The 22,764-nt window shown below is 53.1% G+C and carries 24 protein-coding genes; 16 read left to right on the top strand and 8 right to left on the bottom strand.

The window, feature by feature from the left end:
- Positions 1-19: 19 nt before the first annotated feature.
- Positions 20-835 carry a flagellar biosynthetic protein FliR gene (gene fliR / locus BLP45_RS03405; protein WP_090369779.1) on the top strand — a complete coding sequence of 272 codons (816 nt, stop codon included), beginning with the start codon at positions 20-22 and terminating at the stop codon, positions 833-835.
- Positions 836-1,000: 165 nt separating this feature from the next.
- Here the strand turns inward: fliR and BLP45_RS03410 are convergent, their stop codons facing one another.
- A complete protein-coding gene (locus tag BLP45_RS03410) occupies positions 1,001-1,795 on the bottom strand; it encodes a PEP-CTERM sorting domain-containing protein (protein ID WP_218117936.1) in 795 nt (264 codons plus the stop codon).
- 494 nt (positions 1,796-2,289) lie between these two features.
- On the opposite strand from BLP45_RS03410, the gene BLP45_RS03415 reads away from it, so the two are divergent.
- Positions 2,290-3,378 carry a hypothetical protein gene (locus BLP45_RS03415; protein WP_090369784.1) on the top strand — a complete coding sequence of 363 codons (1,089 nt, stop codon included), beginning with the start codon at positions 2,290-2,292 and terminating at the stop codon, positions 3,376-3,378.
- A gap of 34 nt (positions 3,379-3,412) precedes the next feature.
- Here the strand turns inward: BLP45_RS03415 and BLP45_RS03420 are convergent, their stop codons facing one another.
- Complete coding sequence (locus BLP45_RS03420) at positions 3,413-4,606, bottom strand: pyridoxal phosphate-dependent aminotransferase (protein WP_090369786.1); 1,194 nt, start codon at positions 4,604-4,606, stop codon at positions 3,413-3,415.
- A gap of 124 nt (positions 4,607-4,730) precedes the next feature.
- On the opposite strand from BLP45_RS03420, the gene uvrB reads away from it, so the two are divergent.
- Positions 4,731-6,809 (top strand): excinuclease ABC subunit UvrB, encoded by a 2,079-nt coding sequence (gene uvrB / locus BLP45_RS03425; protein WP_090369788.1) that lies wholly within the window; start codon positions 4,731-4,733, stop codon positions 6,807-6,809.
- A 55-nt stretch (positions 6,810-6,864) separates the two neighbouring features.
- Here uvrB and BLP45_RS03430 read toward each other — a convergent pair whose 3' ends face one another.
- A complete protein-coding gene (locus BLP45_RS03430) occupies positions 6,865-7,212 on the bottom strand; it encodes an NrfJ-related protein (protein ID WP_256327657.1) in 348 nt (115 codons plus the stop codon).
- 173 nt (positions 7,213-7,385) lie between these two features.
- On the opposite strand from BLP45_RS03430, the gene BLP45_RS03435 reads away from it, so the two are divergent.
- The gene (locus BLP45_RS03435) at positions 7,386-7,610 is read left to right on the top strand and encodes a hypothetical protein (protein WP_143002380.1); all 225 of its coding nucleotides are present in this window, start codon (positions 7,386-7,388) and stop codon (positions 7,608-7,610) included.
- A 23-nt stretch (positions 7,611-7,633) separates the two neighbouring features.
- Here BLP45_RS03435 and BLP45_RS03440 read toward each other — a convergent pair whose 3' ends face one another.
- Complete coding sequence (locus BLP45_RS03440) at positions 7,634-8,116, bottom strand: outer membrane protein assembly factor BamD (protein ID WP_090369793.1); 483 nt, start codon at positions 8,114-8,116, stop codon at positions 7,634-7,636.
- A gap of 993 nt (positions 8,117-9,109) precedes the next feature.
- Here BLP45_RS03440 and BLP45_RS03455 point away from each other — a divergent pair.
- Positions 9,110-9,835, top strand: a complete 726-nt coding sequence (locus tag BLP45_RS03455; RefSeq protein ID WP_090369798.1) for a glycosyltransferase — start codon at positions 9,110-9,112, stop codon at positions 9,833-9,835.
- A 63-nt stretch (positions 9,836-9,898) separates the two neighbouring features.
- On the opposite strand, the gene BLP45_RS03460 is transcribed toward BLP45_RS03455, so the two are convergent.
- The 4 genes from BLP45_RS03460 to BLP45_RS03480 form a co-directional block, all read right to left on the bottom strand.
- Positions 9,899-10,372: a VOC family protein gene (locus BLP45_RS03460; protein WP_090369800.1), complete on the bottom strand. Its 474-nt coding sequence runs from the start codon at positions 10,370-10,372 to the stop codon at positions 9,899-9,901.
- 592 nt (positions 10,373-10,964) lie between these two features.
- Positions 10,965-11,864 (bottom strand): DUF6279 family lipoprotein, encoded by a 900-nt coding sequence (locus BLP45_RS03470; protein WP_143002381.1) that lies wholly within the window; start codon positions 11,862-11,864, stop codon positions 10,965-10,967.
- Positions 11,861-12,079: a hypothetical protein gene (locus BLP45_RS03475; RefSeq protein ID WP_090369805.1), complete on the bottom strand. Its 219-nt coding sequence runs from the start codon at positions 12,077-12,079 to the stop codon at positions 11,861-11,863. The genes BLP45_RS03470 and BLP45_RS03475 overlap by 4 nt, the downstream gene beginning before the upstream one ends.
- A 93-nt stretch (positions 12,080-12,172) precedes the next feature.
- Complete coding sequence (locus BLP45_RS03480; protein WP_090369807.1) at positions 12,173-12,853, bottom strand: type 1 glutamine amidotransferase domain-containing protein; 681 nt, start codon at positions 12,851-12,853, stop codon at positions 12,173-12,175.
- Between the two features lie 247 nt (positions 12,854-13,100).
- Here BLP45_RS03480 and BLP45_RS03485 point away from each other — a divergent pair, with 247 nt between their 5' ends.
- The 11 genes from BLP45_RS03485 to BLP45_RS03535 all read left to right on the top strand — a co-directional run bounded on the left by BLP45_RS03485 (position 13,101) and on the right by BLP45_RS03535 (position 22,648).
- Positions 13,101-13,652 (top strand): OsmC family protein, encoded by a 552-nt coding sequence (locus tag BLP45_RS03485; protein ID WP_090369809.1) that lies wholly within the window; start codon positions 13,101-13,103, stop codon positions 13,650-13,652.
- Between the two features lie 21 nt (positions 13,653-13,673).
- Positions 13,674-14,903 carry a flavin-containing monooxygenase gene (locus tag BLP45_RS03490; RefSeq protein ID WP_256327658.1) on the top strand — a complete coding sequence of 410 codons (1,230 nt, stop codon included), beginning with the start codon at positions 13,674-13,676 and terminating at the stop codon, positions 14,901-14,903.
- A gap of 1 nt (position 14,904) precedes the next feature.
- Positions 14,905-15,540 (top strand): TetR/AcrR family transcriptional regulator, encoded by a 636-nt coding sequence (locus BLP45_RS03495; protein ID WP_256327659.1) that lies wholly within the window; start codon positions 14,905-14,907, stop codon positions 15,538-15,540.
- Between the two features lie 23 nt (positions 15,541-15,563).
- On the top strand, positions 15,564-16,190 hold the full coding sequence (locus BLP45_RS03500; protein WP_090369814.1) for a hypothetical protein: 627 nt from the start codon (positions 15,564-15,566) through the stop codon (positions 16,188-16,190).
- Positions 16,191-16,200: 10 nt separating this feature from the next.
- The gene (locus BLP45_RS03505) at positions 16,201-16,971 is read left to right on the top strand and encodes an MBL fold metallo-hydrolase (RefSeq protein ID WP_090369816.1); all 771 of its coding nucleotides are present in this window, start codon (positions 16,201-16,203) and stop codon (positions 16,969-16,971) included.
- Positions 16,972-17,131: 160 nt separating this feature from the next.
- Positions 17,132-17,926, top strand: a complete 795-nt coding sequence (locus BLP45_RS03510) for a class I SAM-dependent methyltransferase (protein ID WP_090369818.1) — start codon at positions 17,132-17,134, stop codon at positions 17,924-17,926.
- Between the two features lie 20 nt (positions 17,927-17,946).
- Positions 17,947-18,993 (top strand): NAD(P)H-quinone oxidoreductase, encoded by a 1,047-nt coding sequence (locus tag BLP45_RS03515; protein ID WP_176754642.1) that lies wholly within the window; start codon positions 17,947-17,949, stop codon positions 18,991-18,993.
- Positions 18,994-19,062: 69 nt separating this feature from the next.
- Complete coding sequence (locus BLP45_RS03520; RefSeq protein WP_090369821.1) at positions 19,063-19,365, top strand: hypothetical protein; 303 nt, start codon at positions 19,063-19,065, stop codon at positions 19,363-19,365.
- Positions 19,366-20,415: 1,050 nt separating this feature from the next.
- Positions 20,416-21,009, top strand: a complete 594-nt coding sequence (locus BLP45_RS03525; RefSeq protein WP_090369823.1) for a cytochrome P460 family protein — start codon at positions 20,416-20,418, stop codon at positions 21,007-21,009.
- A 1-nt stretch (position 21,010) separates the two neighbouring features.
- Complete coding sequence (locus BLP45_RS03530) at positions 21,011-21,628, top strand: cytochrome P460 family protein (RefSeq protein ID WP_218117937.1); 618 nt, start codon at positions 21,011-21,013, stop codon at positions 21,626-21,628.
- A 123-nt stretch (positions 21,629-21,751) separates the two neighbouring features.
- Positions 21,752-22,648: a LysR family transcriptional regulator gene (locus tag BLP45_RS03535; RefSeq protein ID WP_090369825.1), complete on the top strand. Its 897-nt coding sequence runs from the start codon at positions 21,752-21,754 to the stop codon at positions 22,646-22,648.
- Positions 22,649-22,764: the final 116 nt, after the last annotated feature.

Genomic DNA, 22,764 nt, shown 5'->3' on the forward strand with positions numbered 1-22,764 from the left:
GTCATAGAAGCCGCCGTCCATGATTACCCTCAGCTCCGCTGAGCTCAACGCCTGGCTGGTCTCCTTCCTGTGGCCGCTGGCGCGTATCCTGGCGCTTCTTGCGGCGGCGCCGGTGCTTGGAAATACGGCAATTCCAAAACGCGTGAAGATCGGGCTGGGGGTGTTCATCACGCTGGTCGTCGCACCCGCTCTCGGCCCATTGCCGGGGGTCGAACCGGTTTCTCCCGAAGGGCTCCTGATTCTCGGCCAACAGATCATCATCGGCCTGGCGATGGGCTTTGCGATGCGCATCGTGTTCAGTGCGGTGGAGATGGCAGGCGAAATAGCCGGCCTGCAAATGGGGCTGGGATTCGCCACCTTTTTCAGTCCCCAGAGCGAGGGCAGTACGCTGGTGGTGGGCAAATTCCTCGGCCTGCTGGCGACGCTCGTATTTCTTTCCGTTAACGGCCATCTGCTGATGCTGTCGGTGCTGGCGGAAAGCTTCACCGTATTTCCGATTTCCGCCGAGCCATTCTCGGCCGGCGGCTGGAGGATACTCGCGGATTGGGGCGGCAAAATCTTTGAAGCCGGCTTGGGACTTGCGTTGCCGGTGGTAACGGCACTATTGATCGTAAACCTGGCGCTCGGCATTTTAACCCGGGCTGCCCCTCAGCTGAATATTTTCGCGGTGGGCTTCCCGATCACGCTAATGGTGGGGATGGTCGCGTTGATGCTGTCACTTCCTTACTTTGTTCCGGTGGTCGAGCAACTGGTTGCGGACACGCTACAGATCATGATGGATGTCGCCCGCGGCGCTAACAGGAGCTTGTCCAGCTCTTCTGGCGCCTCGCCATGACGCTGATAGTACGGTGGGCTTGAAGAATGGGAATTTTTGGATCCCGCTTTCTTTAAGTCGGGCAGACCACGGCCTCTATTTTCGGGTTGAACTTGACTACAATCTGCATGCGAGGCTTGAATCATCCCGAGCGGAAGTAGACCCTTCTACCGCAATCCGTATTTTTCAGTAGGCTGAGTTGGCCGGCTTGCGCCGGCGTATCGCCATTAGACCGGCCAATCCGATTCCCAGCAAGGCGAGGGAGCCGGATTCCGGCAGCGCATTTATCGCGAGCAGCCGTCCATTTTGATCCTGATAAAAATAGTCACCAAGAGTTTGCTGCCCGCTGGGGAACAGGCTGCTATCGAGGCCGTCAGTCACAGAGACATTGTTACGCCCGGGGCCGCTGTCCTTGCGGTCATTGTCCTTGTGGTCCTTGTTCTTTCCCTTGTGATCCTGGTCTCTTATGAAATCGGTTATCGTGCCCGTTGCCCGCAACACTCCCCACCCGGTGGAAATGTCTTCACCTCCCTGTAATCTTCCGTAACCGTCCGCGTGCAGGAAATTTCCCGTGCCGCCGGTGATATCGAAAGTGGAACCCGTAAATGCGAATATGGATTGAATGCCTGTCGGCGTGAACATGCCTTCATAGTCGGCAAAGATCTGATCTCCGCCTAACACGGTAAATGTCATCTTTCCTTCAAACGAAAAGCCCTTTTCCTGGGGAGTAATGCAATCATTACCTTCAACCGATACCCTTCCAAACAGAGAGCTTGTTCCAGTGCCGGTAATCGTACCTCCAAATCCGAACGGCGTGCTGCAACCCGGTCTCCCCGGACCCGTTTCCTCATGGATGATTGCATTGACTGTGAAGGGGACGCTCATCGCCTCCGTTGCGGCGGTGACCGACACGATAGCTGACGCAGTCAGCAGGACAGAGGCCACGTTATGCTTCACGAAATTCAAACCCGCTATTTTCATGTTAATTCCCCCATAAAGCATGATGGCAATGTCAATTACTCGATATGTTCCGCTTTGGGAGTCTTCCGGAAAGATGTCGACTCGCCCGCGCAAATCTTATACTGGCGAACGCGTCTGCGTCAACTGAATAATAATAAATATATCAACAAATAACGCTACTTTTTGCGAGGGTGCACCACGGCTTTTCGCACCCCCTTGAATGCGGTTTTCCTAGGGAAGTACGTGTATTACAGCATAGCGGCAGTTCTCCAGTTTCACCATTTTGACCTGAATAAAGCGCAGGAATATCTTATCCGCCAGGTCTTGAATGCAATGACCGGCTCTCTCGGGACGGGATAGATCGCCTCGTATCTCGTATGTTGACGTTGAACTTTCCCAAATTGATGCTAAAGTTAATATGCGATCGGCAACAGGCGAGGGGAGATGCAAGCAAACGCGCACGGCCTCTGTTGCCACATCGCTTTTCTTTATCGTAACCGCAAGGGAACCGCAGGATGCCCAAACTCGACCACGCTACCTTCATTGACCGCCTCAAGGGAAAATCCATCGACGTCGCCCAATTGAGGAGTGTTTATCCCGACTTGAACGTGGCGAATGTTGCCGATCACGATGTTATCGAAGGCACCACACAAAATCTTGAGAAATTGTGGGAAACCATCGATAGTTATGACCATGACGGCAACGTCAACACCATATCCGATTCCCCCGCCTTATCCATTGCGGAGTGGCTGTTCGCCAAGGCGGTTAGTCCTGCGCCTGCAGCGGGCGGCGCGGTGAATTGGAAGAAAGTCGCGGAGCTCGGTGACAAGAGCATTACCGATAATAGTAACGCGCATAAGTCCGCAATCGACAATACCGGGGTGGGCCTCTATTACGGCGACCACTCGCCTTTCCATGACGATATTCTCAGGGGAAATCTTCCGGCCCTGCAAACGCAGCTGGATGCCATGAGCGCGGGAAATTGGCGGATGGTGGCAGTTGAGCCTGGGTCCGTCGCGATCAAAAACACGTCAGGTCAGGCTGCTCGTCTTCAGGAAAGTTCATGCATCGGGTGGGTAATGCAGAATGTCAAGGCGGCCTATGAGGGCGCGGGCTATGGCGCGCGTTTTACCGAAATCAACCGCAAGGTGAAGGACGCCGATCTGCGCGGAACCGTTCTGTGCGAAGAATTGCAGAAGGACGGATGGGCGGCGGTGTTTTATTCGCCGCGAACCGCTGAGGACCTTGCCAATTCGGGTGAGCGCGAGAAACTGGGCGCCCTGAACATGGCGAAGGCCGGTTCACGCGTGTGGAAGTCGCCGGTTCCTGATTCGAGCGGTGTGCGCTGCGACGCACTCATCAGCGGTTACCGCGATGTGACGCCGGACAGCAATACCGAAGCCCTGCTGGAGAAGCTGGAAAACGCACCATTTTTTGTCGGTGTTGCCAACGGCGGGATACACACTTTTGTGGGGCACAACGGAAACGTCTGCGATTTTCACTGGACCGCGCAGCCGGACGACAAGAACGCCATGACTGAAAATCCAGTCCGTGAATGGAAATGGGACACGGGGCTTTACATGGTGCCGCCGGGGTACTGGTAAAAATTCCCTGGGGGCGGGCGTTCAGCTTGCGCGCTTAAACCAAAGCCTTCGCAATGCGCTGCAGTGCATTTTCCAGGTTGGTCATCGTAGTGGCGAAGGAAAGACGAATATACCCTTCGCTCCCGAACGCCGAGCCAGGCACCACCGCTACGCCGCCATGTTCCAGCAGATATTCGCTAAAGGCGATATCGCTGCTGTCTTCCAGTACCCCTTTGGCATGCAATCGCCCGATTGCCTCGCGCGTGTCGGCGAAGGCATAGAACGCTCCTCCCGACAGCAGGCACTTGACGCCCGGCATGGCGTTGAGTGCATCCGTCACAAACTGGTTGCGTTCCTTGAATGCCATCACCATGGGTACAATGCAGGACTGATCGCCATTCAGCGCGGTTTCCGCGGCGACTTGCGAAATGGAAGTTGGGTTTGAGGTGCTCTGGGACTGGATGTTTTCCATGGCGGTAATGATATGTGCCGGCCCGCCGCAATAGCCGATGCGCCAGCCGGTCATGGCGTAGGCCTTGGATACGCCGTTGAGCACGACGGTACGCGCATACAGGTCAGGACAGGCATTGACGATATTCACGAATTTGCTGTCGGAAAGCAGGATATGCTCGTACATGTCATCGGTGGCGATCAGGATATCCGGATGCTTGCGCAGGACCTCGCCCAGGGCTTTCAGCTCTTCCACCGTGTAGACTCCCCCTGAAGGGTTGCTGGGGCTGTTGATGACAAACATCCTGGTTTTGGGTGTAATCGCCTGTTCCAGCTGCGCCGCGGTTATTTTGAAATCCTGTTCGATGCCGGCTTCAACGATGACCGGCTTTCCTTCGGCGATGAGAACGATATCGGGATAGGAAACCCAGTATGGGGCAGGAATGATGACCTCGTCGCCGGGGTTGATGACGGAGAGTGTCAGATTGAAAAAGCTTTGCTTGCCCCCGCACGAAACCAGGATTTGCTTCGCGGTATAGTCGAAACCATTGTCGCGTTTGAATTTGGCGATGATCGCGTTTTTCAGGCCGGGGGTACCGCCCACCGCCGTGTATTTGGTGAAACCCTTGTTGATGGCGATAATCGCCGCATCCTTGATATGCTGCGGGGTATCGAAGTCCGGCTCGCCGGCGCCAAGTCCGATGATGTCCTTTCCTTCCGCCTTGAGTTGGGCCGCGCGGGCGGTGACGGCAAGGGTAGGGGAGGGCTTGATGGCCTGAACGCGCTTTGAGAGTTCCACGATAATGTCCTTACGCTGATGGGGTTGCGCCCGTATGATAAAATTAGCCAGATGAAACAGTTAAGAAATAATCAGGAAATAAATTAGGCCCCTAACCAAGCTGAGCAAGCTGGAAATTATACCTGTGATCGCTACCTTCCCCAATAGTCCTTACAAGCTGCATCAATCGTTTACGCCAGCCGGCGACCAGCCGGAAGCCATCGACAAGCTGGTGGAAGGGATAGAGGACGGCCTTGCATTCCAGACACTGCTGGGCGTAACCGGTTCCGGCAAGACTTTCACCATGGCTCACGTCATCGCGCGGCTTGGACGCCCCGCGATAATCATGGCGCCAAACAAAACGCTGGCAGCCCAGCTCTATGCCGAGATGCGGGAATTCTTTCCGGAAAACGCCATCGAGTACTTTGTTTCCTATTACGACTACTATCAGCCGGAAGCTTACGTTCCTTCGCGCGACCTGTTCATCGAAAAGGACTCAAGCATTAACGAGCACATCGAACAGATGCGCCTGTCCGCGACCAAGGCGCTGCTGGAGCGGGATGATGCCATCATCGTTGCCACCGTCTCGTGCATATACGGGATCGGCGATCCCGTGGATTACCACGGCATGATTTTGCATTTGCGCGAAAACGAGAAAATCACACAGCGCGAGGCGATACAGCGCCTGATTGAAATGCAATACGAGCGTAATGAAATCGAGTTCAGCCGTGGGACCTTCAGGGTGAGGGGAGACGTACTTGACATATTTCCGGCGGAGAGCTCCGAAACCGCGGTACGCGTATCGCTGTTTGACGATGAAGTGGAAAGCATGACGCTGTTTGATCCGCTCACCGGGCGCACTTTGAAAAAGGTGTCGCGCTACACCGTTTATCCGTCCAGTCACTATGTCACCCCCAGAAGCACCACTCTTCGGGCAATCGATACCATCAAGGCCGAGCTGGTCGAGCGCATCAATTTTTTTCAGCAGAATAACAAGCTGGTGGAGTTGCAGCGCCTTGAACAGCGCACCCGTTTTGATCTCGAAATGCTTAATGAACTCGGTTTCTGCAAGGGCATCGAGAATTATTCCCGGCATCTTTCCGGGAAGATGCCGGGGCAGCCTCCGCCAACCTTAATTGATTATCTGCGCCCTAATTCGCTGATGGTGATCGATGAGAGCCATGTCACCATCCCGCAGGTGGGCGGAATGTACAAGGGAGATCGTTCTCGCAAGGAAAACCTGGTGGATTTTGGTTTTCGTCTGCCTTCCGCCTTGGACAATCGCCCGCTCAGGTTCGATGAATTCAGGAAAATGATGCCGCAAACGGTGTTTGTTTCCGCCACCCCGGCGGAGTTCGAGCGTGTCCACAGCGGTCAGGTGGTGGAGCAGGTGGTACGTCCCACCGGCCTGGTGGACCCGCAAATCGAGATCCGTCCCGCAAGCACCCAGGTTGACAACCTGATGTCGGAAGTCAGCCTGCGTACCCGCAAGGGAGAGCGGGTGCTCGTCACCACGCTGACCAAGCGCATGGCCGAGGATTTGACCGACTACTTCTCCGATCACGGCATCAAGGTGCGCTATCTCCATTCCGACATCGATACGGTGGAGCGCGTGGAAATTATCCGGGACCTGCGACTGGGTAAATTCGACGTGCTGGTAGGGATCAATCTACTGCGGGAAGGCCTGGATATTCCGGAAGTATCGCTGGTTGCGATACTGGACGCCGACAAGGAAGGTTTCCTGCGATCGGAGCGCTCACTGATCCAGACGATAGGCCGCGCGGCGCGCCATATAAACGGCACCGCGCTCCTTTACGCCGACAGAATTACCGATTCCATGCGTCGGGCAATGGATGAAACCGAGCGCCGGCGTAATAAGCAAATCCTGTTTAACCAGGAACATGGTATTACCCCGCGAAGCGTGCACAAACGCGTGAAGGACTTGATTGACGGCGTGTACAACATCGAAACCGCTCAGCAGCACCTAAAGGCTGCGCAGGTGCAGGCGCGTTATGATTCCATGAGCGAGATACAGTTGGCGAAAGAAATCAAGCTGCTGGAAAAGAAAATGCTGGATGCCGCAAAAAATCTGGAATTCGAACAGGCGGCACAACACAGGGATGAGCTAAAAAAATTAAAAAACAAGCTCTTTGTAGGTTTTGTTGAACCTGAATATGGGATAAATCATGAGAATGGCATTCAGCCAAAACAATTAAGAAAATAGATTAAACATCAATTAGATCAGGTAATTACGGAATATAGTTAAAGTAATGCAACATTTAATTTAGCACCGTCGCGGAGTTGACAAAAATGACCTGGTCGAAGGTGCGATTCAATGTTTTACTATTGAAATTTTTCATTACCATACTTTGCTCAAAACGGACACGGTCGCCCACCTTTACCCGGGTAGTGGGGGCCGCAATCCAGAAGCGCTTTTCAGTATTCGCCAATTCCATGTAGGTGTAGCCGGGTGCATCCAGGGTGGAAAGTACCTTGCCTTCATTGGCTGGCATTCCCGCTGCCGCGGTGGCGGTATTCGCACCCTTGTTTTCCGCGGCAACCGCATGCAATGGGCTTAATAGCGCAAGGCCGACCGAGAAAACTGCCGCTAAATAAGATATTTTCAAAACTGCCTCCGATATTGGGTATATTTGCAAAACGGGCATGATACACCTCAATTCCTTGAAGTTCCAACCTGAGCTACCGCCTCGGACAGGCGCCGTACAGCTGGTTTCCCTTTACGTCCCGCAGGCTGCTACCATTCGGTATTGATAAATTAATGTAATAGCCATGGAGGCGAATGATGGATTTTGAATGGAAAGTGATCGACGAGCATCATCACGAGTTATTTATAGATAAGCACGTTAGAGGCCTGCTATGGATTACGGCGGCTGGTTTCTCGTTTTGGCATAGCTATCCCAACCCGGCCGTGGATCTTTCGCGCGTAAAGAGCGTGGAAGAAGCGAAGAAAGCCGTGGAGGCGGCTGTGCTAAGCCTGGGAGCGGAAGAAAAAAACCGGCCGTAGCGCTTGCTTACGAGGGAAAAGAATTAAGGGTTTCCAGTCCAGGGATCACCCCGGGAATCAGTACGGGGAGCAGGAGCAGTCCGGGGATCAAAAACGAAAATGGACGGTGCCGAGCCATCAAGCAGCGTGGACGAGCCCGGTATCGTAGGTTGCAGTACGGTGACGCCTGGAACCAGCGGCGATTCCGCCGCAGAGTGCGCCGGTTGCTGTTTGAGGACGCCGGTGCTGATACCGGCCTGATTGTTTTTACCCGCGCAGATGGCAGCTCCTTGTTCTGCGCTTGTTCCTGCTTTTTGCTCCGCAGCTTCGCACGCCAGTGTTTGATAGACGGGCATGAACTTGGCCGCTTCCTCGTATTGACCCGCTTTCATTAACTCCCTCACGCGCAGTTGTGCCTCCTTGAATTTGCTTTCTGCATCCGGGGTCCGATAAATCGGATTGGTTTCTTCGGCTGGTGCGACGGTCGCAAACAGTATTGCGAAGATAGCCGGAATGATGAATTTCACGTCTTCTCCTTTCTATTCAGTTTTAGAAATCGCATAGCGCTGTTCATTTCTATCGAGTAGGCGCTATTCCCCAAATATCGAGTATCTATTATTTTCCACTTGCAGGCGTTTGTGATACCAAAAGGTATTCTACGCGTGCTAGGTTGGGCATTGCACAAATACCGCTGTTGGAGGCCTTGAAACATTAAATGTTCCTGAACAACTCTTGAGCCTGGGCGTAAAAAGGCCCGGCAAGGAGTAGTCGGCCAGTGCCGGGCCAGTGGCATCTACTACAAGAGGGAGAAAAAGTAGACACCAGAACATATTATCTTCGAGCCGATTTCAAATCTCTGTACGCGTCCGCACATAGAATCAGATTTAATTCCTTAATGTAATTTGAAGTGGAAGCCAGCTTCGCAGGAAAAGACAAAAGTCTTACCCGTCCCGGAATTGGAATGATCCCGAATAGTACAGGCTCTTTTATTGCTCATAATGTATATTATGTTAAATCGTGAAGAAACCGGCGTGTCTGAATAAAAGCCATAACCCGTAAGATGCTTGGAATAGAATCAGATGGATTGGTAAAGCAAACGAAATTTGAGTCATTCCTCTTTTTGCACATATTCTGTCTTCTCTGGCGCGAATGCCGGCCACTTTGCAAATGCGATAACCCATAGAAGTATCAGAATGCCTCCAGGGACTAGTGCGAGGAAGGAAAAGGCGGGCTTAAAGCCCGCTCGCCCACAAATTCTCCAGAATGGCACGACAAAAAATATTGCAGCTGCGATTACCCACTGTATGATCCCAAGCTCGCCCATACCGCCTCCTCTCTGGAGCTGATCGGAATTGCTGAATGCTTAGATAACAATCAAAGCTGTTAATATGTATAGGTTAAATCCCCTCTTCGCGCAACTCGCTCGAACACTCGAATCACGCCAGCTTCTTACGCTCTTTTCGTATCAGTCATATCTGCGATAATAAGAATCTTGTCTACCAGCCGGAATCCATATTCGCATGCATCTCTCAATTATCATTCCAGCTTTCAATGAAGAGCGCCTGATTGAAGACTGCCTGCAGTCCATTTCCATATCGCTTGCCAAAAACTGCAAGGCCGGATTTACATCCGAAATTATTGTAGTCGACAACAACTCGACCGACAAAACCGCTGACCTGGCAAGGAAGGCAGGTGCCAAGGTTGTTTTTGAACCGATCAATCAGATCGGCCGTGCACGCAATGCCGGCGCCGCCGAGGCGACTGGCGACTGGCTGCTGTTTGTGGATGCCGACAGTATTTTAAATCCCGAGCTGCTGGATGATATTCTGCGGGTGATTGAAGACGGCAAGAGCGTGGGCTGTGGCAGCACAATACGTATGCAAGGACTGCCATGGTGGGCGAACTGGACATTGAAATTGTGGACGGGCACGTCGATCCTGTTTCGCTGGGCGGCGGGAGCGCTGGTCGTGTGCCGCAGCGATGCATTTCGTGACGTGGGTGGCTTCGACCAGGAGCTTTATGCTGCCGACGAAGTAACGTTAAGCCAGCAACTAAAGAAATGGGGCCGGCAACGCGGGCTTCAATTTGTCATCCTCACCAAGCATCCGCTGGAGTCGTCGCCGCGCAAGATACTGCTCTACTCCAGGCGGGAGATTACCGCTCAGATCCTCCGCGTCATTCTGCACCCGCGCCGGACGTTGCAGGACAAGAAGCGGCTATCGGTCTGGTATGATGGGCGGCGCTGAGACAGCGTGAGCCAATAAACTGTACCACTGGCGATGATTTAAGACAATCCGACGCTTGCTGGCCTACAGTTGTTCATACGCTTGCCGCAACGTCTTGATCTCGATCTTGTTCATCTTGAGCATGGCCTCCATGACTCTCTGTGCCTTCGCGGCATCCTTGTCTTGCAGCATCTCGCCCAGGGCCGAGGGAATGATCTGCCACGACAGACCGTATTTGTCCCTGAGCCATCCGCATTGGTGTTTTTCTCCGCCTGCGGAGAGCTTCTCCCACAGTTCATCCACTTCCTGCTGCGTCTCGCAATTCACGAAAAATGAGATGGCTGGTGAGAAAGTGAAGTGTGGGCCGCCATTCAACGCAATAAAATCCTGTCCATCAAGCTGGAATGCCGCGGACATGACCGTTCCCTTCGGCCCGGGCCCTGCGTCTCCATAGCGGGTGAGGTTGCCGACCCTGGAGTTCTTGAAGATGGAGACATAGAAATTCATGGCTTCCTCGGCATTGCTGTCGAACCACAGGAATGGGGTGATCTTTTGCATAAGAGGTTCCTCTCAGTTGACCATGCATGAGCGCACACCCATTGTCGAACAGACTTCAGGAAAATCGACACCCGACCAGGTAATATTTGGCAATCTTTTCTAGCGCGGTAACGAATCCAGGGTTCCGTTAGTATCTACGTCCCTCGGATCAGTGCCACTCCCGTCGTCATAAAGGCATGTACAACCGAGGTGTTCGTCCAGGAGCCACCCGGGAAGCCTCACGAGCCAGGCAGGTAGCGCAGCATTCTGATACTGGGTCGGGCGGCAACGGGCCCCGCCTCCCCCGCCGCCACCTTTTTTTCTACGTTCATTGACCAAATCGATATTTTGCGTAATTGCAAAGATCGATTTCTTCTTTGCCTCATCGATTACGAACACCGTCTTGAAAGGCGCGTTCCGGACCACCTTTAATCCATCCTTGATTGATGCCTTCGAGCCAAGCGTAAAAGATGATAACTTGATGGCCGGTGCTGGCGCATCAATCTAAACACGATGCGTGGCGGGAATTAAAGAAACTGGCCCTTTGGTATTATTGACGCTTTCGGTCTTGCAGATCCTTGCGTGTCATTCGGAGCTCGCTCCAAACACTGGTTTATGGAACAACCGGACCGAGCCCGGCTGTTTCCACGGAGGGCAAAAGGGCGCGTATGTCGGACTCCCAGCCTTTGAATTTCCCGGCTGCATTTTTCCGTTGCGCGGAGCTCGTGATGTTATGCAGGTCCGCGACAAATGCGCAGTTATACCGCGACAATTGCGCCGCATATCGCCGGTATTCATCATTCGGGGAACGATGAATGCGTTCAATATAGGCTCGTAGCGCTGCCTGTGCCTTATCCTGGCTTGTACCATCGGCGCTCAATCGCCGCAGTAACTGCACAAAATCCTGCTGACGCCGCTGACGCTCGGTATTCCAGATATTGGCATCATAGGGTGAAAGGGTTGCCAGGCGGGTAATCAGCTCATGTTGCGTATTGTCGAGTTTTCCGTATACGTGCTCGGCCCGTTCCACCGTGCGCTTGATTGATTTCTTGAGCCGCTGCGAGGCATCGCCCTTAAGATTTTCGTCATGGAACTCTTCATTGGATTTTGCATATCGCCGTTCGATATTCTGTATCTGTTGCGGCGTCAGCGTTAACATTATCTCGGTTGTCATCGGCACGGCATGTTCGAACGCGGCGTCCATGTAACCGCGTACTTCTTTCCACAAGCCGCACGTGCGCTCGGCGGTAATATCTTCCAGTGAGAGATTTTGCGCTCTTGCAAGCAGGTTGGCATATTCGGGCAGGTGTGCACGCCGGTGCCAGGCAAACCACTGCGTAAGGCTCTCACGCGTGCGCAGTTTCTGCGCATCGTTGAAATCCACGAACCCGTCAAGCCACCAGTAAGTCAGATGATTCGCCTGGTTATAGCCGAAACGGGCTACGCTGCATCCCGTAACGGCGGACAACGCTAAAGCCAGCACCAGCCAGTACATGCCGCGGTTTATTCTCACCACAGATCTCCCAGCACCCTGTTGATCACGAAGAGCACGATGGCGAGCGCGAGTAAGCCCAGCAATAGTCCGTGCTCCCCAATGACATGTTCCGCCAGGCCGGACACGCGGTTAAGGCGGCGGAAAAAATGCAAAGCGACAAAAATGCCGACAACCATCGCCGCATACAATAGTTCCACATACCCTACTTCAAAATACCATTCGTTTTGATTCATGCTGATTATCCTAGATTCGGCAGTTTGGGCTAGTTTCCCTCATTTTTCAGCTCGACTTCCTGCGGAGGCGTTGTTGCCGCGAGGCTGCATAGCTCAGGATCGCAACAACTTCAGCAGCTCCGCTGCGCCAAGTCCTGAAGAAGCGGGATTCTGGCCGGTCACCAGCTTGCCGTCCACCTGGACATAGGGAATCCAGTTGGTCGTTTTACTGTAAATGCCACCCCGTTCCTTGAGCCGGTCTTCCAGCAGGAAAGGGACAACTGCGGTCAAGCCCACCTCCTCTTCTTCCGTATTTGTGAACCCGGTCACGCGCTTTCCTTTAACCAGGTATTCGCCATCTTCTCCGCGCGCATTGATCAACGCGGCCGGCGCGTGGCATACCGCGGCGATTGGTTTACCGGCTTTTACAAAGGCTTCGATCAACGCGATGGATGTTTCGTTGTCGGGCATATCCCACATCGGGCCATGTCCCCCGGGATAGAAAACCGCGTCGAAGCTATCCGCCGACACCTCGTCCAGCTTTCCTGTGCCGGCAAGCTCAGCCTTTGCAGTAGGATCCATGCGAAAGCGCTGGGTTAACTGGGTCTGATTTTCTGGCAGATCGCTTTTCGGATCGAGCGGCGGCTGGCCGCCCTTCGGCGAAGCCAGGGTAACCGTCGCTCCCGCATCCTTGAGCACATAATAGGGGGCGGCGAGCTCTTCCAGCCAGAAACCGGTTTTCTTTCCCGTGCTGCCAAGTTGATCGTGAGACGTGAGAACAATGAGAATTTTCATGGCAAACCTCCTTCTGTTAAACAACCCATCAAACGGCAGTGTACCGCCATTCCCATCCTATTTCTTCATTTGGACGCATTGCCAGTGCTCCGCCCTCCTCTTCAAAATTAATATCCGTTCCTCTTGTAATGTCTCCTTTCGGGGTATAGAATGAAATTAGACTGATCGGTCTATTTTTGATGCTCCCGTGGATATATGAAAATCAAGAGTCCCATCAGTATTCCCTGTGACGATATGGAGGTGAACGATGACGGCGAAATGCGTGAATGGAATTGACCTCGATAAACTGCGGGCAACTCGAGATATTATCGAGGCGAATGCAGATGGGCCTCTCGCCAACCCTCAGTACGAATCGACTATTGTCTGGGACAACGCTTATCATACAAAAACCCGCGTCACTGACGGTCAGGAAGTCATCGGAGACGAGCCTGAGCAATACGGCGGCAGCGGGGACGGCATCACGCCGGAGGACATGCTGCTCACGGCAGTCGGCAATTGCCTTGCCGCCACCTATATTGGCGGATTATCTGCCGCCGGCGTCGCGGTGAAAGCACTGCGACTCGATGTTTCCGGCCAGGTGAATTTCCGCGCTGCCTATGGCCTTGAAGCCGCCAATCCCGGGTTTGAGAGCATCAAGATAGCGGTGGATATCCAGACCGATTCCTCGCCCGACAAGGTGAAGGAGATTCTGGACAAGCTGCTGAAGACCGCGCCCGTTCCGGACACGATCATCCGTCCGGTCCCGCTCGATGTGGAGATCAGTTGCAAGCAGACTGAGCTGGTGGCTGAGCTTTCATAACCGCAGGAGAGGGGGATGGAGATGACGGGCACACATGATGTCGCAGTAATCGGTGCCGGCCCGGCGGGATTGTCGGTGGCGTATGAACTGAAAAGAATTAGCCTCGATCCGCTGGTATTGGAGAAAACCGCCGCGGTGGGAGATGTCTGGCGCAATCATTATGACGGCGTGCGCCTGAACACTGGGCGTTTCTTTTCCCACCTCCCGGGAAATCCGTTTCCCCGCTCGGCCGGCGGCTGGCCTTCGCGTGATGAAGTGGTGCGTGTCCTTGAAACGTTTCCCGAACGAGGAGGATTCAAGGTTCGAACCGGGATCAACATCGAGAAAGTCGAGTATGACCGCCAGCGCGGCATTTGGGCCATTTCCAGCCAGGACGGGGAAACGTTCGAATCACGAGCCGTGGTTGTCGCGACGGGATGCGCGTGCACACCTGTCATCCCGAAATGGGAAGGCATGGAAACCTTTCCTGGAGAAATAATCCATTCCTCGAAATTCAGGAACGCTCGAGCCTATGCGGGAAAGCGGGTATTGGTCGTCGGCAGCGGCAATTCCGCTGCGGAAATTGCAAGCAGACTTGCTGAATACGCGAAATCGGTGACCCTCTCCGTCAGGGCACTGCCCCATATTCTCCCCAAAAGTGTATTTGGCATTCCATTAGCCGGAATTGGCGTGGCGATCCGTCCCCTGCCAACAGCCGGGGTCGATGGCCTCCTGCACGCCCTGCGTCGGCTGTTCATAGGCGACCTGACACCCTACGGACTTCCTTTTCCTGCATCCCCGGTATCGCAGCAGTTTGCCCGGAGCCAGGTCGTGCCGATTGTCTATGATCCCTTCGCAGAGGATGTCCGTGCGGGGCGTATCCGGGTCGTTGGGCAGATCAGGAAAATCGAAGGACAGACCGTGCATGCCTTCAATTCCATTGAAGCGAAACCTCACGCATACCGGGAGGAAACCGCGTTGAACACGGATGCGATTGTTGCCGGGACAGGTTTTCGCACCGGTCTCACCAAACTGATCCAGGTTCCCGGCATTACCACCGGGGATGACAGGCCTGTGGCCCAAGGGGAGCATGAATTTCCGGACGCCCCACGGCTTTACATCATCGGGCACTTTGTTCCCTTGAGCGGCTATCTGCGTGAAATTCGCCTGGATGCAGGCAGGATCGCGAGAAAAGTCGGGAAACAATTGGCCGCCCTCAGCATCCCCGACCGACCAGGCCCGCATCAATCAATGCAGACTGTGGAGGAATAGGGTGACGAAGACAGCTCGTAAATCACCGGAGGAAAAGTTGCTTCTTGCCGCGCGCCGCCTGTTCTGCCAAGCGGGAATACATGCTACCGGCATTACACGCATTCTTGAGGAAGCCGGCGTGGCCCGTCAAAGCCTGTATACGCACTATGGCTCGAAGGAAAACCTGCTCAAGGCGGTGCTCGATACGGAAGCAAACATGTGGTTTCAATGGTTCGACCTGGACCTGCCGGCTCTGAAGTGTTCCCCCAGTCAACGCATCCTCGCACTGTTCGATCTGATCGAGAAATGGTTCGAGAAAGAAGATTTTTTCGGCTGTATATTCGTTAATGCCGTGGCGGAGCACGAAAAGGATAGCGGCTGGGTAAGGGATATGGCAGGCACATACCGGGACCAGATAATTGACCGGCTCGGGGCACTTGTTATGGAAAGCGGCGCCAGGAATCCAGATGTTGTCGTCCAGAAATTGGGGCTGATCATCGAGGGCGCGATCATCACTGCCATGGTCACCCAAAACAGCAAGGCAGCCCACATCGCACGGCTTGCTGCTGAGGACGTTCTGCGTTGCACCGAATGGTTGCCCTCGAAGGCAGAGACATCGGCATCGGTTGCTGCCATGGAATCAATGGAATCGACTTAGCCGAATTTTTACAGGGAAAAACCATGGATGGTATCTGGGCAAATTTATCGACTGGGATGCGGCGTTTCCTAATCCTGACCGGAGCTCTTACGGTTATCTCCGCGGTTGGCTTGCAATTTCACGTGAGTTCCCAGGGAGATCAGTCAAATACCTATCCGAAGGGCTTTCGCGGCGGCACATGCACGATAGAGTCGGGGTCCCTGGTGGTAGGGTACTCCGGTTATTTCATTCCGGGAAATTATGAAATTCCCGAGAATGCGAACAGCGCGATGTCCGTTCCTGTCCTGTGCGGAAAAATACCCACCCCTGGAACGCTGGATGTCACGATCGATCTTCTTTACCCCGAGTCTGCGCGGGAGTGGCTGCTGGCCATGAGGCTTGCAAAAATGGAAGGCGGCACGCCCTCCAAAACACTGCTGACGACCCCTGCGGAAATCTACGGGGCCGGCACCATCACTCAGGCATTACGTATCGGCGAAACGGGTGAATACAAGCTTTATCTCTCCGGGAAAGATGAGAACCATGCCGATTTCACGCTGGAAATTCCCATCGCGGTGGGAACGCAATGGTACGAAAATGTCGCTCAATTCTGGCCTCTGTTGCTTCTGATTGTGGTGGCAATCGTTTTTCATATCTTCAGAAAACTTTAAGGAGGTTCTCATGAAATTCCAACAACTTCGCAATGCAACGCTCATTATCGAATATGCGGGAAAAAAATTCCTCATTGATCCCATGCTGGGAGAAAAGGGAGCTTTTCCAGGATTTGAAGGCACCCCCAACAGTCACATAGCTAATCCTGTCGTGGATCTGCCTATTCCGATGAACGAGATCCTTGATGTCGATGCAGTCATTGTGACCCATGTTCATATGGATCACTGGGACGATGCAGCCATAAATCTGGTGCCCAAGGACATGCTGATTTTTACGCAAGACGAGAATGATGCAGCGGTAATCCAGGGGCAAGGCTTCAAGAACATCCGGGTTATGGGGGAGAAGACGGTTTTTGAAGACATCACCCTCATCAAAACCCCGGGCAGGCATGGCGGAGAAAAAACTGTTGAAAAATACGCCGACCTGTTGGGCCTTGTATCCGGTGTCGTATTCAAGCATCCCAATGAAAAAACGGTATATATCGCTGGCGATACCGTCTGGTATGAGGGAGTCGAGGAAAACCTGAAGAAATATGAGCCCGATGTCGTCATCCTTAACAGCGGAGACGCGCAGGTGCTCGGTTATGAACCTATCATCATGGATAAAAAAGATGTTTACGAGGTTTACAAGGCAGCCCCCAAGGCGACCATTATTGCGAGCCATATGGAATCCGTGAACCATGCCATGCTTTCCAGAAAGGAACTGCGGGATTTCCTCAATGAAAAAGGCATGACCCCACGGGTATTGGTGCCTGAGGACGGTGAAACCTGTGTTTTCTAACGGGATCGGGCAATTTGATACCGGTGCGGATTCCACAAAAGCAGGTGCTCCGCGCCCGCAACCATCTACAGCTGGCACCGTGACGTTCACAATCCCCTGAAATGCGAGATTTCTTGTAGTTCTCGTTCTCTAATGGTTGTATTTACCGGAGAATTATCCTATGGCAGGTTATGTTGGCGATGTCGCCATCGCTTACGATCGTGATCTCGGACACGTGCTTTTCGAGCACTATGCTGCAGACATTGCGCGACGCGCAACGGAAAGGTCTGTCCGCGACGCGCTTGAAATCGCGGCGGGTACGGGCATAGTCACCCGCAAATTGCGCGATGCGCTCCCCAAGGACGCGCTGCTGACTGCTATCGACATCAGCGATTCCATGATGGACGTCGCGCGCACAAAGTTTCTCCCTCACGAACAGGTGACGTTCCAGATCGCCGACGCCACGGCGCTGCCTTTCGACAATGAGGCGTTCGATGCGGTGATCTGCCAGTTCGGGGTGATGTTTTTCAATAAGGACGCCGCGTTTCGCGAAATGCACCGGACGCTTAGGCGTGGAGGACGGTATCTCTTCAGCGTCTGGGATTCGCGGCGCTACAATCCCTTCGCCAGCCTGACTTTTGAGGTGATGAAGCAGTTCTTTCCGTCGAACCCGCCCAGGTTCCTTGAGGATCCCGTTTCCTGTTTCGAAATCGACCCTATCAAAGAAACGCTTATTCGCTCCGGCTTTGAGCAGATTGTCATCTCGGTACAGCCACGGGAATACGATATTCTGGATGTGATGGCCTTCGCGCGCGGGTTGGTATTCAGTCCGCTCATCGAGGAAATCAGAGAGCGAGGCGGAGTCGAGCCCGAGAGGATAATCGAAGCGCTGGCGGAAGCGTTGACAAGAGAATATGGATCAAATCCCATGCGCTATCCGATGCAAGCCATACTATTCGAAGCGGAAAAGCCTTGAGATCGTAATCCTGGGACGCCATGGATCTCAAACCCGATAGCCAGCAGAGCATGCTGGCCATTGATATCCAGCAGCCCGGGGGTCCGGAAGTGCTGGTGCCCGCGTTGCATCCGATTCCTCAACCCATGAAAGGATATATTCTGATCCGGGTCGAGGCGGCCGGCGTCAATCGTCCGGACATCGTGCAGCGGCGGGGACTATACCCGCCACCGGCAGGTGCTTCCGGAATTCCAGGACTCGAAATTGCCGGGGAAGTCATCGCCTTGGGCGAGGAAACCGCGCGCTACAGCATAGGCGACAAGGTGTGTGCGCTCGTTGCGGGCGGCGGTTATGCCGAATACTGTGTCGCGCATGAAAGCTACGCACTACCGGTGCCGAAAGGCCTCGATATGGTCGAAGCGGGCGCGTTGCCGGAAACGTTCTTCACGGTTTGGGCCAACGTGTTTCAGCGAGGCAAGCTCATCGCCGGTGAAACAGTACTGATTCATGGGGGCTCTTCGGGAATCGGCACGGCCGCCACGTTGTTGTCCAAGGCGTTTGGAGCCACGGTGCTGGTGACAGTGGGAACGGAGGAGAAACGGAAGGCATGCCTGGCACTGGGAGCCGATCTAGCCATCAATTACCGCACCCAGGATTTCGTCGAGGAAACCAGAAAATTCACTGGCGGTAGAGGAGCCGACGTCATTGTCGACATTGTTGCCGGCGACTATGTGGCCAGAAACTATCGGGCCGCCGCAATGAATGGCCGTATCATCCAGATCGGTATCCAGAACGGAGTTGCGCGAGAACTCAACCTGATGATCATGTTGACCAAGCGCCTTACGCATACAGGATCCACATTGCGAGCCCGCAGCATCCCCGAAAAAGCACAGATTGCACAGGAACTGGAACAGCAAGTGTGGCCGCTACTCCGCGAGGGAAAACTGAAACCCCCTATATTCAAGGTATTCAGGCTGGAGGAGGCGGCTGAAGCTCATGCGTTGATGGAATCAGGCGCACATATCGGGAAAATCGTTTTAACGACTGCTGCAGGCCGTTCCCTATACGTGCCAAACCGCTATGTATGAATTTTGCACTTCTTGAAAGAATCGCGGTCTAAAAATCACGGAGGGGGTGTTTTAAGTAAGGAGGTCATCATGAAAACGATGCACGAAATTTTGATGACGGCGCCGCCCGAACAAGTGACACGATGCAAAATTGCGATGGTAGAGATTGCACATGGCCACTGGGATGCCGCCGCGTCGACGATGGAAGATGCGATAAATGAATCTGAGGCTGGAGAATGGGCGCGTGACTGCCTGGAAATGAGAGACTTCTGTATCTCCATGGATAGGGTGAAGTGCCAGGGATTAACCGGCTTGGAACGAAGAGCCGGAGCAGACCGAAGATCGGATATTTTTGAGAGCGTGAAAACGGTAAGTCTGAAGATAAACGGCTGAAGGGTGAACGGCAAGAAGATTCCTCTGCGTTTTTTTGCCTTCGGATTGTGATCACCAGGATGGTGATTTTTTTTGCGCGTTGTTTTCTCCCCTCCCTGGAAATATCAATTGTTGAAGGTAGCGAGTGAGTATCTGTAACAACCTGCATTTCAAACGGCCGCGACCAGCATTCAGCCCATCGGTGGGAATCTGATTACGCCATTCCGGTGGCATCGCTGTCGGCCTTATCGAGATTGTTGCATAGTCTGAGCGAGGATCTCGATCACTACACTAGATTCCTTATCTGAAGATTGTCTGAATTTAAATGTCGCTTCAAAGACAGGCTGAATCAGTAATCGATTCCCGGCGATGTTATCGTTCAATATATTGTGGAGGAAAGACTGGAAATTGAAGGTTTCCAAGAAATCAACAAGGATTTTTTCCAGTTACCCCTCGCTTCTGCTGTAAAGCGCCACGCACTCCTTTCCAGGCACTTCACTCGCTGAGAACTCAGCGCATTAGCCGCGATAACTGATAAAACAACGCTGGGATGACAATGACTTTCCAAGTTTCCCACCAATAAAAATCCGGCATCGCCACGCACGCTACGCTGAACTCGAACCACCCGCGCTAACCAGCATAGTGCAAACAGCGCCGCTCGCTACCGTAGAAAAGTGATTGTGCGCCCATCACACCATCGAACAGTCAGTTTTCCAGTCAGGGTCCGAACCCAGGCGGCGTTGACAATAACGCACCGCTGTGGTTCGGTCGGTTCTGCCTTATCAGTCATCCTCATGCCATAGCCCATGCTGTCAGTATGCAGCCTTTCCCTCAAGGTCATGGGATAACCTGGACCTCCTTTCCATACCCCATAAGCAATTCCTAAGAGCCAATAGAAAATAAATATTGGTAAAGAATATCTTTCCACCAATATGATGCTTCACGTGAGCCCCATTCGCTGACGAGCGCCGTCGGACGGTAAGCGGTGCAAATGGGTCCACGAGGAATCGCCGCCGGAAATGGCTCCAAAGGCGGATTTCGTTTGTATCTGAAAACACACAGGAGGATTGAATGAGAATTGACAGATATTTAACCGGTTTGTTGATCCTGGCTGCGCTGGGGCCTTTTTTAATGTCTGGCAGCGTTTCTGCTAAAGAATACTTTACTATCAAGAACGGGGTGCTAGAACGCCCGAGTGGATTTCGCGAGTGGATTTACGTGGGCACACCTCTTACCCCGGATGACATGAATAACGGAAGGGCCAGCTTTCCGGAATTCCATAACGTTTACATTGATCCGGAGAGCTGGGAACACTGGAAAAAAACAGGTAAATTTCGGGAGGGCGCTATTCTTATCAAAGAGATGGCCGGTGTCGGCAGCAAGGCCGCAACAAGCGGAAAGGGTTATTTCATGGGTGACTTCATAGGCCTGGAAGCGACAATAAAAAGCAAGCGCGAATTTCCCGGTGAGCCCGGCAACTGGGCTTACTTCAGCTTCACTACCGAGGATCACAGATCGGTAAAAAAGACTGCCAACGCGCAATCGCAGGCGAATTGCAACGGCTGCCATGAAACATCCGCGCAAGATGACTTTGTTTTTACGCAATATTATCCTGTTCTCCGTGCTGGAAAGGCGAATCCGGAGAATGCCGTCGGAGGCAAATAAAATGAAACTACGGATAGGGAATGCAACCCGGTATACATACCTGTTTCGAAATGAATCCGCCACTGTTTCGTTGACAGCGGTTTTGTTTGCGATGGCGTTGCTGGCACACCCTGGAACAGCAATGGCCGACAAGGCGGATTTTTCGTTATATGTCGACAAGTCAGGCAACATCAGCTTGCCGGATGACTTTCGGCTCTCCATGACCCATTTGGGCTCCTGGTTTGTGCCGGAGGGCGAGGCAAGCGGTTTCCACGATGTCTATACAGAGCCGGAAACCGTGAGAGCCTACCGTAAAACGGGGATATTTCCAGACGGGGCGACGCTAGTCAAAGAATTGCGACCATCGACCGCGAGCAACTACACTACCGGCACAAATGTCAGCCATGCGACAGGTGGCGTCAAGCAATGGTTTGTAATGATCAAGGATACCAAAGCGCGCTTTGCCGACAATCCTGTCTGGGGCGACGGATGGGGCTGGGCACTGATTAAAACCGACAGCTCAAACCGAAACACCACCACCAATTATCGTGCCGAATGCTTATCCTGTCATATGCCGGCAAAAAACACCGACTGGATTTACGTCGAAGGCTATCCGACGCTAAGCAAGCCTGGTCGGTAATATTTATCAGCTTGCAGAAAAATGTGGCCGGCTTGTCCGGCCATGTGGTTCCAACGTAGGGGGTGAAGTATTAAAATCAGGAATCAGCCTTCTGCCAATCCAGAAAACTAAAGCGACACTCTCATGCAGCTACATCAGCTCAGGTATTTCGTCGCCGTGGTGAAAACCGGCAGCATCACTAAAGCTGCGGAGCAATGCTTTATTTCACAACCTTCAATCAGCCAGCAGTTAGCAAAACTGGAAGAGAGCATCGGAAGGAAATTATTCAGCAGAGTGAAAGGCAAACTGATTCTTACCGATCCCGGCCATATATTTTACGAGCAGGCATGCAATATTTTAAGGAACGTGGAGGATGCAAAACGCCGAGTCAGCGATTTCGACAGCAGCAGCGGCGGTTCCGTCAATATAGGCATTTTGCCAACGCTGGCGCCTTTCATATTGCCGGGGACGCTGATCGCGCTCTCAAGAAACTTCCCTGAAGCCATTGTCACGGTGCGGGAAGAAATTTCCGAAGCCTTGATCGCTGCCGCTGTGTGTGGCGAAATCGACATCCTTGTCGAAGCCCTGCCATTTGACGAAACCTGCCTTAACGTCGAACCATTATTCTCGGATACATTCTATCTCGCCGTTAACCGGAATAGTCCTCTGGCCGGAATGGAACTTGTTTCTCTCGATACGCTGGGGGATATGCCTTTTATCCTGCTGGAAAATATTCATTGTTTAACGCGGCAGATCGAACAGTATTGTTTCAATGAACGGTTCATGCCGAAGGTGGTGTTTCAGGTTTCACAGTTAAGCACGATTAAGCTGCTGATTGAACTGGACTATGGTGTTTCCATTTTGCCTGCGATCGCGATCGACAAAGATCCCGGTTCTTGCATACGTTATATCAACCTGGATAGTAAAGGCGAACCCCCTGCCAGGAAAATAGTGCTGGCCATTACGAAAGATCGATATTTAAGTCCCGCAGCAAAATATTTCATTGCTGTCGTGAAAGAGCAATATCAGAAGACTTGTTGAGCAGTCTCAGCCAGTCAGTTTTCCCATGGCGTCTCCCCTTGGTGTCCGTCGGGTACGACGAACGAGAAGTATCCTCATCGACAAGCGTAGGCCAGCCGCGCGTCTTTGAGCTTGGA

Origin of the sequence: Nitrosospira sp. Nl5, from assembly GCF_900102495.1 — a bacterium.
In the GTDB taxonomy this organism is placed as follows: Bacteria; Pseudomonadota; Gammaproteobacteria; order Burkholderiales; family Nitrosomonadaceae; genus Nitrosospira.

Bases quoted from the DNA above. Each gene is read 5' to 3' on its own strand.
- fliR (WP_090369779.1), top strand. From the start codon at position 20: ATGATTACCCTCAGCTCCGCTGAGCTCAACGCCTGGCTGGTCTCCTTC.
- BLP45_RS03410 (WP_218117936.1), bottom strand. From the start codon at position 1,795: ATGAAAATAGCGGGTTTGAATTTCGTGAAGCATAACGTGGCCTCTGTC.
- BLP45_RS03415 (WP_090369784.1), top strand. From the start codon at position 2,290: ATGCCCAAACTCGACCACGCTACCTTCATTGACCGCCTCAAGGGAAAA.
- BLP45_RS03435 (WP_143002380.1), top strand. From the start codon at position 7,386: ATGATGGATTTTGAATGGAAAGTGATCGACGAGCATCATCACGAGTTA.
- BLP45_RS03455 (WP_090369798.1), top strand. From the start codon at position 9,110: ATGCATCTCTCAATTATCATTCCAGCTTTCAATGAAGAGCGCCTGATT.
- BLP45_RS03460 (WP_090369800.1), bottom strand. From the start codon at position 10,372: ATGCAAAAGATCACCCCATTCCTGTGGTTCGACAGCAATGCCGAGGAA.
- BLP45_RS03475 (WP_090369805.1), bottom strand. From the start codon at position 12,079: ATGAATCAAAACGAATGGTATTTTGAAGTAGGGTATGTGGAACTATTG.
- BLP45_RS03480 (WP_090369807.1), bottom strand. From the start codon at position 12,853: ATGAAAATTCTCATTGTTCTCACGTCTCACGATCAACTTGGCAGCACG.
- BLP45_RS03485 (WP_090369809.1), top strand. From the start codon at position 13,101: ATGACGGCGAAATGCGTGAATGGAATTGACCTCGATAAACTGCGGGCA.
- BLP45_RS03490 (WP_256327658.1), top strand. From the start codon at position 13,674: ATGACGGGCACACATGATGTCGCAGTAATCGGTGCCGGCCCGGCGGGA.
- BLP45_RS03500 (WP_090369814.1), top strand. From the start codon at position 15,564: ATGGATGGTATCTGGGCAAATTTATCGACTGGGATGCGGCGTTTCCTA.
- BLP45_RS03505 (WP_090369816.1), top strand. From the start codon at position 16,201: ATGAAATTCCAACAACTTCGCAATGCAACGCTCATTATCGAATATGCG.
- BLP45_RS03510 (WP_090369818.1), top strand. From the start codon at position 17,132: ATGGCAGGTTATGTTGGCGATGTCGCCATCGCTTACGATCGTGATCTC.
- BLP45_RS03515 (WP_176754642.1), top strand. From the start codon at position 17,947: ATGGATCTCAAACCCGATAGCCAGCAGAGCATGCTGGCCATTGATATC.
- BLP45_RS03520 (WP_090369821.1), top strand. From the start codon at position 19,063: ATGAAAACGATGCACGAAATTTTGATGACGGCGCCGCCCGAACAAGTG.
- BLP45_RS03525 (WP_090369823.1), top strand. From the start codon at position 20,416: ATGAGAATTGACAGATATTTAACCGGTTTGTTGATCCTGGCTGCGCTG.
- BLP45_RS03530 (WP_218117937.1), top strand. From the start codon at position 21,011: ATGAAACTACGGATAGGGAATGCAACCCGGTATACATACCTGTTTCGA.
- BLP45_RS03535 (WP_090369825.1), top strand. From the start codon at position 21,752: ATGCAGCTACATCAGCTCAGGTATTTCGTCGCCGTGGTGAAAACCGGC.